General features: G+C 32.9%; 14 protein-coding genes. 8 read left to right on the forward strand and 6 right to left on the reverse strand.

Features of this window, described 5'->3' with window-relative positions; genetic code table 11:
* The 8 genes from BACCELL_RS27455 to BACCELL_RS16130 all read left to right on the forward strand — a co-directional run.
* Nucleotides 1–580 (forward strand): DUF3871 family protein (locus tag BACCELL_RS27455; RefSeq protein ID WP_007212980.1); only part of this gene is annotated, 580 nt, incomplete at its 5' end.
* A gap of 91 nt (nucleotides 581–671) precedes the next feature.
* Nucleotides 672–947 (forward strand): hypothetical protein, encoded by a 276-nt coding sequence (locus BACCELL_RS16100; protein WP_007212982.1) that lies wholly within the window; start codon nucleotides 672–674, stop codon nucleotides 945–947.
* 500 nt (nucleotides 948–1,447) lie between these two features.
* Nucleotides 1,448–2,098 carry a recombinase family protein gene (locus tag BACCELL_RS16105; RefSeq protein WP_007212984.1) on the forward strand — a complete coding sequence of 217 codons (651 nt, stop codon included), beginning with the start codon at nucleotides 1,448–1,450 and terminating at the stop codon, nucleotides 2,096–2,098.
* A gap of 703 nt (nucleotides 2,099–2,801) precedes the next feature.
* Entirely contained in the window at nucleotides 2,802–3,509 is a 708-nt protein-coding gene (locus tag BACCELL_RS16110) for a hypothetical protein (protein WP_007212985.1), read from the forward strand.
* Between the two features lie 16 nt (nucleotides 3,510–3,525).
* Nucleotides 3,526–4,461 (forward strand): hypothetical protein, encoded by a 936-nt coding sequence (locus BACCELL_RS16115; protein ID WP_007212986.1) that lies wholly within the window; start codon nucleotides 3,526–3,528, stop codon nucleotides 4,459–4,461.
* A gap of 131 nt (nucleotides 4,462–4,592) precedes the next feature.
* Nucleotides 4,593–4,922, forward strand: a complete 330-nt coding sequence (locus tag BACCELL_RS16120) for a hypothetical protein (protein WP_007212987.1) — start codon at nucleotides 4,593–4,595, stop codon at nucleotides 4,920–4,922.
* A gap of 1 nt (nucleotide 4,923) precedes the next feature.
* On the forward strand, nucleotides 4,924–5,361 hold the full coding sequence (locus BACCELL_RS16125) for a hypothetical protein (protein WP_007212988.1): 438 nt from the start codon (nucleotides 4,924–4,926) through the stop codon (nucleotides 5,359–5,361).
* A 295-nt stretch (nucleotides 5,362–5,656) separates the two neighbouring features.
* Nucleotides 5,657–6,283: a hypothetical protein gene (locus tag BACCELL_RS16130; protein ID WP_007212989.1), complete on the forward strand. Its 627-nt coding sequence runs from the start codon at nucleotides 5,657–5,659 to the stop codon at nucleotides 6,281–6,283.
* Nucleotides 6,284–6,356: 73 nt separating this feature from the next.
* On the opposite strand, the gene BACCELL_RS16135 is transcribed toward BACCELL_RS16130, so the two are convergent.
* The 6 genes from BACCELL_RS16135 to BACCELL_RS16160 all read right to left on the reverse strand — a co-directional run bounded on the left by BACCELL_RS16135 (nucleotide 6,357) and on the right by BACCELL_RS16160 (nucleotide 11,919).
* The gene (locus BACCELL_RS16135; RefSeq protein ID WP_007212990.1) at nucleotides 6,357–7,145 is read right to left on the reverse strand and encodes a hypothetical protein; all 789 of its coding nucleotides are present in this window, start codon (nucleotides 7,143–7,145) and stop codon (nucleotides 6,357–6,359) included.
* 123 nt (nucleotides 7,146–7,268) lie between these two features.
* Nucleotides 7,269–7,919, reverse strand: a complete 651-nt coding sequence (locus BACCELL_RS16140) for a hypothetical protein (protein WP_007212991.1) — start codon at nucleotides 7,917–7,919, stop codon at nucleotides 7,269–7,271.
* A complete protein-coding gene (locus BACCELL_RS16145; RefSeq protein WP_007212992.1) occupies nucleotides 7,916–8,701 on the reverse strand; it encodes a RipA family octameric membrane protein in 786 nt (261 codons plus the stop codon). The genes BACCELL_RS16140 and BACCELL_RS16145 overlap by 4 nt, the downstream gene beginning before the upstream one ends.
* A gap of 123 nt (nucleotides 8,702–8,824) precedes the next feature.
* Complete coding sequence (locus tag BACCELL_RS16150) at nucleotides 8,825–9,703, reverse strand: BT4734/BF3469 family protein (protein WP_007212993.1); 879 nt, start codon at nucleotides 9,701–9,703, stop codon at nucleotides 8,825–8,827.
* A gap of 95 nt (nucleotides 9,704–9,798) precedes the next feature.
* The gene (locus tag BACCELL_RS16155; RefSeq protein WP_169309603.1) at nucleotides 9,799–11,328 is read right to left on the reverse strand and encodes a hypothetical protein; all 1,530 of its coding nucleotides are present in this window, start codon (nucleotides 11,326–11,328) and stop codon (nucleotides 9,799–9,801) included.
* A 243-nt stretch (nucleotides 11,329–11,571) separates the two neighbouring features.
* Nucleotides 11,572–11,919: a hypothetical protein gene (locus BACCELL_RS16160; RefSeq protein WP_007212995.1), complete on the reverse strand. Its 348-nt coding sequence runs from the start codon at nucleotides 11,917–11,919 to the stop codon at nucleotides 11,572–11,574.
* Nucleotides 11,920–11,969: the final 50 nt, after the last annotated feature.

An 11,969-nucleotide genomic window follows, 5' to 3' on the forward strand; every position in this document is an offset into this window, starting at 1 on the left:
TCTTTGTATAGGAGGTGTACGCAGTTATCACGAAGAGAATCTTTATTCAAGGAAAAGTCCGGAGAAATTTAAAATTTTCATCGGCTACCGAGTAAAGGTTTGTTCGAATCTTATGCTAACATGTGACGGATTACAAGGAAAACTGGAAGTTATGTCAGATTTAGATTTATATGAATCGGCAATCAAGTTATTCAAGTCTTTTGAACCGGAAGTTAATCTAAGGCTTTTAGAGAATCTGGGAAATACCAGATTGACTACCCAACAATATTGTCAGCTAATCGGTAGACTTAGGCTTTATCAAGCATTACCACTGTCAGAACAGAAAGAATTACCAACTATTCTTTTAGGAGACTCGCAAATAAATGCGGCTACTAAAGGTTTTGTATCAAATGAGAACTTTGGAGAAAAGGGATTAGGTAGTATATCTTGTTGGCAGCTAATGCAATTATTAAATGAAGCCGCCAAGTCTTCATATATAGACAAATGGTTGGAAAGAAATCAAAACGCAACGGATATAGCTATTGGAATTCAAAAGACATTGACCGGAGAAGACAACAGATTTTCGTGGTTTCTGTCATAGATGAGAATATTGAATATACACCGAAGAGGGTATCACTGGAAAAAAGGTGGCATCCTCTTTTATTTTTTAAACAACTTAATAACAGAAAAATATGGAAAAATTTGAATTAGAAAACAGTAGAGAATTTAAAGCAGCAATGGAATTAGAGAAAGCACTAAACGACATGTGCTTTGATTATAAAAGTTTTGCTGAGAGTATCAAGTATTATCACCCTACTCTACAACAATTATTATTTAGATTGATCAGGGAAATTATCTATGTTCAGGCAGATGAAGAACGACACTATGATGCCCGGAATATAGCTTCCCATGAAGTTGCCAAGAAATTAGTGACGGTGATAGCAACAGAATGTTTACCTTATATATAAGTTATGTATCTAGAATGTACTTGTTACCAAATCACAATAGAGAAATGGAAACAGAAAATGAAAAATAGCCGACCTGTCAATTATGGTTGGTTAGTAAGACGGATCAAGAAACAGCTACCTTTATTATATAAGGAGCTATGTTTGGAATTCTATAATCCGTGGGAGAATCAATGTAGGGTGAATTAGGATTACTACATTCTCGTTCATTCAGCAATAGAGTATTTTATCAGAAAAGAGTAAATATCAAAGAAAAGGAATCCTGATATTACTAATATAATAAGGTATTAGTGATTATCTGAGAATTTCTATTTTAAAACAACTGGAATCTTGTCAGGAAATAAAGTATATCAAAACTTTAAATCTTAGAGGATTCCTTTTTTATATGTACCACTCTCATGAATTGAAGTGGTTTTGTATTCAAAATGATGATGTGTTCAAATAAATCTGGAATACAGTTTTGAATACACCTTTTTGTGTTATCAATTTAATCAAAGAATAATATGGAAACAAAAAATAAAACAGCAGTGATTTATGCCCGTGTATCATCTAGTAACGATAGGCAAGATACAAGTAGGCAAATCAAGGACTTGGAAAATTATGCTAAGTCACAAAATATAGAAATTGTGAATATATACGAAGAACATATATCTGGCGCAAAGAAAATTGAAGAAAGGCAGATTCTAGGAGAATGTTTGGAATACTGTAAACGTGAATCTGTGAATTTCTTGCTTCTCTCAGAATTAAGCAGACTTGGCAGATCAACATTACAAGTATTACGGAGTCTAGAAATGCTACATGAATCCAAAGTATCGGTTTACATACAGAACTTAGGACTTTATACATTGCAACCAAATGGAGATGTTAATCCGATAGCCAGTATCATGGTAACAGTACTAGCTGAAATGGCAAACATAGAAAGAAGTAATATTCAATATCGCTTGAATTCCGGCAGAGCAAACTATATCTATAATGGTGGTAAGCTAGGTAGAAAGACTGGTTCAACTAAAACAGAAGAAAAGAAAAAAGAAGAGTATAAAGATACTATTGCTCTATTAAAGAAAGGATATTCGGTGAGGAATGTTGCCAAACTGCAAAATATTGGAATTTCGACAGTTCAGAGAATCAGGAATCAATTTTTAAGCAATAATTAGAAATTAAGAGGGCTTCGGCTCTCTTTTTTTATTATTCACCGTCTTTGAAAACGAAAAAGCCTTATATTTGGAAAGAAAACAAGAAAAATAAATACTCATAAGTGAGTGCTAAATATTGGAAAACGTTTATCTTTGTAACGCTAGAAAAATTCTAGCAGACATAAGAAGTGCGTTAAAAGTTCTACTACTTAAACTACCACATTAAGAAGCAAAGAGAACACCAATAACATGCACTCACTTTTTTTGTTTCTGTATATGCCCAAGTATATACGGCATTTTGCTGTTTATATACTTATCAGACATATTCAACATGAGAGGTGATGCTTTGGTTCTCTTTGCAGGGTGTGGTAGCCCTTAGTAGTAGAATCAAATGCAAAGCCTCTCTTTTTATGTCCATACTTAATTTAATCTTATAAAGATTGCTGAATTCGAGAGAGCTTATAGGCGTATAGGAGGACAAAATATGGCAACAAATGAAGTTACTGCAACAAAATGTAAATCAAAACATTCATTTTTATTCGTGGGATTAATAGCATTATGTATATTGATACAAGTTATAATATATATAACATTAGGCTCAACTGAATTGAAAGGAGTAAATATCTTTCAATTAATTATCTTATCTGTAATAAATCCAATAACTGCATTGGTATGCACTCTAGTTGCAACAATTATGTATATTATTTAATCAAAAAGCGACATTATGGAAAATAACATGTTGAAATTCATAGATAGCATTAATTTAAGAACAGCTATCATTTGGACTATAATTATTACATTATTAATTGATATAATATCTAGGTTTACCGAGAATGCAATACCGACAATAGCTACAAATGGGTTATTTCTATTAATTGTGAATTTTTGCTTTTATTTCATTCTACTAAAAAAAACACTGAAAAATAGCGATAAGGAGCAAAAACTCAAATTTATTCTTTTAATTGGCAGTGCATTATTGTTAATATCTCAATTTATAATTTTATATGATATTTATGGAGTAATACATTCTTCATGGGGAATGTTCGTTAGCGCAGCCCCAGCAGAAAAATGGGGGGAATATATGTATAGTGTTACATATCCTAAAACCATATTATTTTCAGTACTAGGAGGGGGGCTGATTATTTACTTCTTTTACTTATTATCAAAATATACATATCCAGAACTGAAATTTGCAATTAGATTTTTGGGGATTTGGTCAATAGTGTGTAACTGGATCACATCTACAATTATTACGACAGCTATAGTACTTCTATCAATTGATGATACATCTATAGACATAGAGACTATAATAAAGTATAATATTAATATATTTCAGTATATTGCTCTCCTTTTACTTTACAATAAGGCAGACAAAATAACATATGAATTAAAAGACAAACCAGAATCTTTGAACAAGGAAATAGAGAGATAGTTAATAAAAAAACTTTATGAGAAAAGTAATAAGTCTTATCTACTTAATAAGCATATGTATTAGTGTAGCCCATGCCCAGAGTCCAAATGGATTTGAAAAAGAGTTTGGCGGTTTGATTGATGAGCTCGCTAAAGATTTTAGTCAGCACAACTATATATTATCTGACGCTAAGCTAATCTATGAGTTAGCCAATAGGAATACGCTATTAGCAGATGATGTACTCACTCAAAAGCTTATGGTTTTTGAGGGGAAAGTGATATCTGTCACTTTTGACGAGATTTTCGGTGGATACACTGTAAATATACAACCACGCAATTCATCTAAAATGATAATCCAATCAAATCGGGACGATGACACTGCAAGAGAAGATGCAAAAAAGCTTATAATAGGACAAACGTATTATTTCCTCGTATTTACTACAGGTTATAAGAATGATGCTATAATAGTAAAAGAATATATTGCAGGTAAAACAATGAGAGATATTGCTAAAGGGTTTGTCTGTTTAAATCCACAAGCTATGAGAGAAAATAGAGAATCTGTTCGTGCAAGAATATCCAATGTCATAGCAGTGGTAAATAACACGAAGAATACATTAGCCCTAGAATTTGGTTTAGAAATGTCCAATGATGAACTAAATCCTACTGCCGGATCGACAGTAAGTGGACATAAATATTCTGGAATGATTGACGGAAAATACTCAATAGTAATGGATCTCGCTTGGAGGGAAGCTAGCGAAATAGTAGGAAACTATTATTATGTAAAAAACGGAAGTGATAATATTCTGAATCTATCTGGCTCAATGAATTCCAATGATTATATGATACTAAAAGAATATAATTCGGTTGGGAATCATACAGGAACATTTGAAGGTAAATGGAGTCTGAAAGCATATTCCGGCACTTTCACAAACTATAAAGGAGTGAAGATGCCATTTAAGTTATATCGTGAATAGATCCATATCAATTATTAGTGAACGGAGCATTTGAAAAGAGTGTTCCGTTTTTTATTTCCTCTCCCCCAAAAATGCCGAAACTCTACTACGAAGCCTTGAAATCCCTAACTATGAATTAAATACTTAAATTTATGACAGACACATCTCAATTATGGTATTCGCTTAATAAAGATTGTAGCGGTATACCAAAAACTCCAGTAGAATCATCGCCCGATTCGAAAGAGCGAACGAATAGGTTCTCCGATGATATAAAAGCTTTAGGAGAATATTTTCCTCAACTGGCTTCTTTATTGGCAACGGATAAGAATGAACAAGGATTGATATTAGAAATAAGCCTTAAAGAGATTTTTGTTCTATGCCCAAGAAACAGATGTAGGCTAGATAGATACGGAAAGCTCCAAGAATACCTGAAAGAAAAGTCTAATATTACCTTAATCATTAAATCACAAAAAACTAAATAACATGAAAAAGAAAATATTCGTTATGGCGCAAGTATATGATCTTACCAAACAAGAAATTAGTGAAATAGAAAATGAGGTACAGAAGGATTTAGATAAGTACTCTAACGGTGGGATTGGATTCAAGATAAATATTACTTCTGAGAAGACTTTGGAGCTAATATTTACACGCAAATACAGATATGGCGAAATTGATTGGTTAAACTATAATCCAGAGACAATTTACTGCACTGACGCAAAAATCATAACTGGTCACGGGTTTGATGGTTTTAGAGTTCCCGTCTATTGGGGAGGAGTCCCGTATGGTTATCCGTTCTTCATGCCAAAGGATGAATTTATTAGTTGCTATAAAAAGTCAGCGATTAAACTTGGAGGAAGCAGGTCGAAATTTGCAGAAGTAAATACGATGCCGGATAAGATAATTTTAGCGTTAGCATATTAAAAGAAAGGGAAGGTAGTTAGAAATAGCTATCTTTCTTTTTTTCGATTTTTATTAAAGAATCATCTTGCTGTTCTTATATATTTCGTACCTTTACCGCAAATAGCAAAATGCTATATTCAGGTGTGCCAGATACCGTAATAAATCCAAAGGCATGGTAACTCATTTTCTCAGGCGCAACCACATGCTGTATTAAGTCCATAGGGTTAATGGCAAATTTCAGAGTTTTCTTATCAAGTACTTCTGCTTTATCAGTGGAGGGTACAATTGTTTACTAATTTTTAAAACAAAATTTAATATGAATGATATAATGTATTATTCGGAATTAGCAGAAGAATATTATGAAACTGCTTGTCCAAAGTTTGCTATTAATGGCTACGAAAAAAATGTATTAATAGATACCGATACGGAAAGATGTATTTTTATATCCGGTGACATTGAGCTTAATGAAGAACAACTTCTTTTTCGTTGCAAACGTTCAAAGGGAAAAACAATCATTAATCTGAAAAACAATATTAGAAAACCTAAAAAAGAAGAAGAACTTTTCCCTACGGATACTAGAAAAAGATATGAAGGAAAAATCAGAATTGAAAAAGAAACGTTGAATGATGGAGCTATCTTTGAAAATGAGTATATCCTTCTACCGCACGAGTTAAAAGAAGGTTCTCATCTATTGACTAGAATCAGTAATTTAGATCACTATCTGGATACCTATACCAATAATCGGGCATACTATCGGGATAATTTTGAAATACTAGCAGACTTGGAAAAACAAGTAGCCAATGCTGAATTTGGTTTTCTACCAAAATGTATACTAATTTCGTATAAAGATGACGGTGATGTGATATTTTTCTTTTCACATTTCGAAGAGGATAATATGGGAAATCTCTTTGCTATTTATGAGTTTGATACTACAGTAAGCTAACCGAAAATAAAATAGGAAGATAAGTACCCTAAACAAGTAGTTATCTTCCTATTTTTCTTATCAAACATGAATACTAAAAAGGTAAATCATCAGAATTAGACAGGGCTGTTACAATAACTTCCTTTTCTTTAGGCTGCTGCAAATCAAATAAATGAGTGTTTTTAAGAATGAAATTTACTCCATCATCTGATAACATACAAACGGGGTATTCATTCCCGTTATAGTCACTATCCATTCTAGTAGCAATAAAATCCTTTGACTTTAATAGACGCATTCCAATACTAAAAGCGGTATCATTAAATCCAGCTTTTGTCATTCTATTCCGTAAGTCATAAACATTTGCGACAGATTCATCTGTATATTGTTCTCCAATGATAAAAGCCAATAGAGTTAATTCATAGGGTTGAAGTCCCTCTGTTTCTTTCATTGGACTTTCTAGTATTTTTTCCGTTCTTTTTTGAGATTGAATGTATGCTTTTATTTTTTCTATAATTTTATCTTTTAATACACTGAAATCGCTAGCAGATTCAGTTTTGTACTTTATTATATTTTTATGCCGTACATCAAAAGGAAAATCTTTTCGACTTTCATCACAAACCATTACAACATCTTTGCCTAAAGCAAAAGCATACCCAAGCTCATACCAAACATTTGGATTATCAACCGATATATCCGCAAAGCATATTTTTGCATTCTTAATTTTAGATTCAATGTCCTCGATAGGTATTTTAACCATAGGATCTAAATCAACTCTATATGCTAATAGCCCTACAGATTCTATTGCGGGTTTATAGATATCATCAAATCTTTTCGTGAATTTTAGATCACTAATAGGTTGTATTACAAAGCATTCATTATTCATATCTTTAATATATTTGACAACTGCTCACTATGAGTAATTACATTCTTACAAAAATATATAAAAAATGAGACATTAAGTATATTAACTTGAAAAATAAAAGATCATTTTACTATATTCTTGTAGCTATATTTTTTCTTTTAGCCAAAATCTCCACTTGCGTGTACATTGACAGTACTTCTTTTTTCCAATTGTGACAGGTTTATTACTTGAATCGTTCTGATATTCTATCCTATTACCAAAAGGATCATATTGACATACATTTTTTCGATAGCCCTGCTCCATTGGTTCAACTGGTAATTCCTCGTCAATCCATTTAATATGTATACCATCATCGAAAAGAGAATTACCCATAAGAAGATATTCATAAACATAGGTTGGTCTTGATTCAATTATAGGTTTACTATCTTTGTCTATTACCTTAATACCTCTGATAAGAATAGAAGCTCTATATTCCTTTTTTTTATTTTCAAAAGTAAAATCAACTCCTGATACATGTGCATTAAATGAACCAAGGGGATAATACTCATTCTTCATGGTAGGATCTTTTATTTTATCAGAAATATGATACATGATATAATCCTTGATCTTTGCTCCTTCACCTTCTTCATGGTAATAGAATTCTATATCACGAAGATAAATCTTTCTATTGTTTACTTGGAAATATCCACCAAAGAAGAAATGGTGAGCAAGTTCATTCATTTCCTCTAGCAACAACTTTACATCTCCATTTGCTCCTTGAAAAGCCTCCAGAATTCCTTTTAATGTGTTTTTCATTTCTTTATTTTAGTAAGTTGTTCATACTCTTCCCTATTATCCTTTCTATAGTCAAAATCCATAAGATAATTACTAGCTGATAACGTTTTTAATCTCACTGTTATAAATAGTGAGATAAATGTAAAAAAAAGACCAGCCAAAGAAGCGGAGATAATATATAACACGTAGTTGTTTTGACAAATAGATAAATAGAAGCAACTCCAAGACTCTAATAATAAAGCCATAAAAGCTGATAAATGTAATATTATCACCACACTCCATGTGATAAGGAAAACCCACCCTATTAATATATTCAATTTAGACACCGAATAAGCCCCACTATCAATATTACTTATTTTTTTATTACAGTAGAAGCCGTCATCATCTTTTTTCTCCATATCTTTATCTAAAAAGTCTACTTTTCCCATCAAATATATTTGTGGTATTCCTAATTCATGTTTAAACTTTTCTTCAAAATCTGAGATAGCTTTTGCATATACTTCATACCATGCTTTAGACCCTTTAGCCATCAACACCCAAATAACAGATAGTGTAAAACCTAATAATCCAATAGCAACGGCAGCACCATGAAGAATCTTGTAATTTAGTTCTATAAATACATTATTACTAAAAAGATTTGAAGCAAGAATACCATACCCTGAAAGCGTTAATGTTAAAAATACTGCCAAGAAAATTGAACGTTGCCAAAGATTGGTGATTTCCATATCTCGACATCTATATAACTTATTTAATGTACGTTCAAGGTCATATTTTTGATTATCTTTATGTTTCCGACATATCATATTCTGTAATTTTATGTATTGCCCTTTTCTGTAAAAGTAGTTATAAAATCATTATATTAAATAGAAAATAAGAAAATTAACAAAAAAAGAGATAGTCATTCCTAACTATCTCCTCAATCATTTTTATTTATATGCACTATTGATTATCCCTTCAATCTCTGTTCCGTCAAAACCAGATTCAACATAACGCAACAGCAAATACATAAGAGCATCATCTTTTGAGACGCCATAGTCATGTAATTTACAAGCAAACCGAAACAGATTGGAATTCCGAAATCCTCGACTAACAGGAAAATACCTATCCGATAGCTCTTGTACTTTCTTTATAGCCTGATCAGGATTCTTAAATTTTGGTGGCGGTGACATGAGATTTTTCCAGAATGTTACACCTGTACTTTTTATAGTCTTTGATGCCACATAAGGAGTAATCTTGGCTGTTGATGAAGAAGGTACAAAGTGGTATATCTCTGAATCTGTATTATAATATACCTTTGGATCATAACTTATGAAATGTGCCCTTGATAGATTATCGCATTTAGAATCTATATGCATATTCCCCAAATACTCACTGATTGAGCGATACAGTTCTTTATGGAAAACCGGATCAAGGGAATCATGTTGGATAATTAGTTTTATTCCTCCTCTTGGTGAATGGAAAGCCATCTTAACATAGGGATCACTTGTGTGTTTCACCCAATCAGAATCCCTTTCCGTTAATTCATTAGGGAGATCATAATCTAAGTCTATACAGATATAGCAAGAATAATCTGATAATGCCGTATCTAATCTTTTTCCAAAAATGCCATTAACCAAAACTATTGGTAATTTTTTCTTTAACCAATCTTGTTTTTTCTTGTTACCCATATTTCTCTGAATATCTAAAGTAACTTCCTTTATATATCCATAAGGAGTTTCTATTTTATTCTTTAGATCAAGTAGTTCTGATATATAAACATACTTATTCTTAAATAATCCTTCTATTAAAGTTATCTTATCTGTCATATTCTATTTATTATAAAAGGTGGGATTTAAGTTATTAATCTCTTATATAATAGTAATGTAGATCGTAGGAGAATATCCCACCTAACGAGTTTTTACTATCGTGTCACTTTGAGGGTAATATTATACTCTTTCTTTAACGTATCTCTTAACGGATCATACGAGCGAGCTTTCTTTTCTTTCATGGGGATAAGTCTAAGAATGTCTTTCAACCTAATTGTAAGTGTATACGTCCTACAATACTTTATGGCATCCAATAGTTTAGGATCATAGCCACATAATACTCTTACTCTTTTAAGGAGGGTTGGTGTTCTTTTAGTCGCTGGCGTAAGAACAGGCATTCCACTTATGCTTACCCCCGCATCACTATTCTCCCTGAAATAATCAAAGACATCTTTCATTAGCTGCGGATCTATATCATCGGAATAGAATACATGAATCGGATCACTATTATGCTGCCTTATCCGTAACCGACATATAGCTTGAATCATCCCGGCTGTTCTTATTCTTCGTTCAGTCGAATGAATGCCGTAGTTTTTATTAATCAATGATAGCCCTGATTTACCTGTTCGCCATTCTCCAACAAAAGAGATGCCCGTATAATTACTAAAAGCATTGGTAGCCTTGTCTTGACCGGAACCACGATAGATAATACTGTATTTACCAACCAATCCTTTTTTATTTAGTTCTTCTTCAAGCACTTTCATTAGATTCAGGTGTTTATCTTCTTTGTCTGGATCGCTATCTCTGGCTACCATGTATTTCCATGTAACAATAAGTAACGGAGAAGCCTGTTGTATCTGATCTGCCAACTCATCAACTAGATCCTGTATCCTGTCCCGAATTGTATTATCGTCTACATCTTTCTCGAACAACCATCTTTCAAGGGACATTGGAAATTCTTGAAAAGTTATAGGTGACGAGTACATCTTCCCCGAATTTTGGATCAACCTAAAAGATGTTTTCTTATAATCACTTAGAACATCCGCTGTTGCATCCAATATGATAATATTCATTTGCATACCCTTTACTACCCAATCCTTTATAAAGTGATATATTGGGTAATACTTTCCTTTTGCATTCCATATAACTGAATAATTTTGGTTGATATGCGCCAATACCTCTTCCTCCCGATATGTATTCAAAGCAGACTTAGTACTATATAGATGATCGCTGGTTTTTCTTAAGAATGTACTATTCACAGCTTTCATTTCCTGTATTCCCAAACAATGGTAATATAAACCTGCTCCAATAGGAATATTACCTTTAGATGATGTCCCCAAATTACCCATATAAGCAAGAATCTTAAGCCGTTCAAATGTATTAAACGGTTGTATAAAGGATGGTTGTTCGTCTATTATACAGAACTTGCGTACTTCGGTAGACTTTAGCAATGCTCCTAAGTTTCCGGTATATTTAGATATATCAACCATCTTCCCATTATCATAAGCGAATAAGGTTGGCAAATAGTCCAAATAGAGATGAACACTCGGAACGATCAGAACTTTCTTCTTTGTCACCTGTTCAGGATGTGCTATATAACTACTGTAGTAATAATCTTCTTGATGTAAAGTCACTATTTCGTCTTTCAATGCAGGGAGAGACGAACTTTCCAGCCTTTTCTTCATATCGTTTGCATCGGCACGTGTAGCAACAAAGATCACGATTCCTTTATCACATCTCTTGGCAACCAGATCACAAGTAGCCGTACTCTTCCCTCCTCCACATGGGAGAGGAACAATAGAAGCTCCTCCCTTGCATGGAATTATGGCATCTCCGGTTTGATGCTTAATGGTTAGATTTGTATCAGATGGATCGAACACAACTTCTATGTCCTTGTAGTCTCTTATTTTTGGCATAATGCTATCTCCTTAAAAACTCCATTTTCTGCTTCTTGGCATCTCTGTCAGTATGTCTACCACTATATTGCTATCAGGTAGCTTTGTCTGCTGCAATGCGAAATACAAGCTAATATCTTCTATCAGTACTAATTTCCGGTCTATATCACTATCAAGAAGGGAGATCAATTCTCCGTTATCATCTACAGCTAACCACCCTCTTGATAAGAATATCTTGGCAGGAATTACATGTAGCATCGGTGCGTTGGCATTATAATGTAGATTGCATGTCAGTTTTCCTATGAGTCCTGTGTCTAAGCGTATCTTTTGCGGCAAACATAAGACATATCCTTTTTGTTTTAATTCTTGTAATGTCATCATATCCTTGTTTTATTATATTCTCGTATCACTTTGGTAAACTTATCACTATG

The organism is Bacteroides cellulosilyticus DSM 14838, assembly GCF_000158035.1.
Classification (GTDB): Bacteria; Bacteroidota; Bacteroidia; order Bacteroidales; family Bacteroidaceae; genus Bacteroides; species Bacteroides cellulosilyticus.

Bases quoted from the DNA above. Each gene is read 5' to 3' on its own strand.
- BACCELL_RS16115 (WP_007212986.1), top strand. From the start codon at position 3,526: ATGAGAAAAGTAATAAGTCTTATCTACTTAATAAGCATATGTATTAGT.
- BACCELL_RS16145 (WP_007212992.1), bottom strand. From the start codon at position 8,701: ATGATATGTCGGAAACATAAAGATAATCAAAAATATGACCTTGAACGT.
- BACCELL_RS16120 (WP_007212987.1), top strand. From the start codon at position 4,593: ATGACAGACACATCTCAATTATGGTATTCGCTTAATAAAGATTGTAGC.
- BACCELL_RS16130 (WP_007212989.1), top strand. From the start codon at position 5,657: ATGAATGATATAATGTATTATTCGGAATTAGCAGAAGAATATTATGAA.
- BACCELL_RS16110 (WP_007212985.1), top strand. From the start codon at position 2,802: ATGGAAAATAACATGTTGAAATTCATAGATAGCATTAATTTAAGAACA.
- BACCELL_RS16155 (WP_169309603.1), bottom strand. From the start codon at position 11,328: ATGAAGAAAAGGCTGGAAAGTTCGTCTCTCCCTGCATTGAAAGACGAA.
- BACCELL_RS16150 (WP_007212993.1), bottom strand. From the start codon at position 9,703: ATGACAGATAAGATAACTTTAATAGAAGGATTATTTAAGAATAAGTAT.
- BACCELL_RS16160 (WP_007212995.1), bottom strand. From the start codon at position 11,919: ATGATGACATTACAAGAATTAAAACAAAAAGGATATGTCTTATGTTTG.
- BACCELL_RS16135 (WP_007212990.1), bottom strand. From the start codon at position 7,145: ATGAATAATGAATGCTTTGTAATACAACCTATTAGTGATCTAAAATTC.
- BACCELL_RS16140 (WP_007212991.1), bottom strand. From the start codon at position 7,919: ATGAAAAACACATTAAAAGGAATTCTGGAGGCTTTTCAAGGAGCAAAT.
- BACCELL_RS16100 (WP_007212982.1), top strand. From the start codon at position 672: ATGGAAAAATTTGAATTAGAAAACAGTAGAGAATTTAAAGCAGCAATG.
- BACCELL_RS16125 (WP_007212988.1), top strand. From the start codon at position 4,924: ATGAAAAAGAAAATATTCGTTATGGCGCAAGTATATGATCTTACCAAA.
- BACCELL_RS16105 (WP_007212984.1), top strand. From the start codon at position 1,448: ATGGAAACAAAAAATAAAACAGCAGTGATTTATGCCCGTGTATCATCT.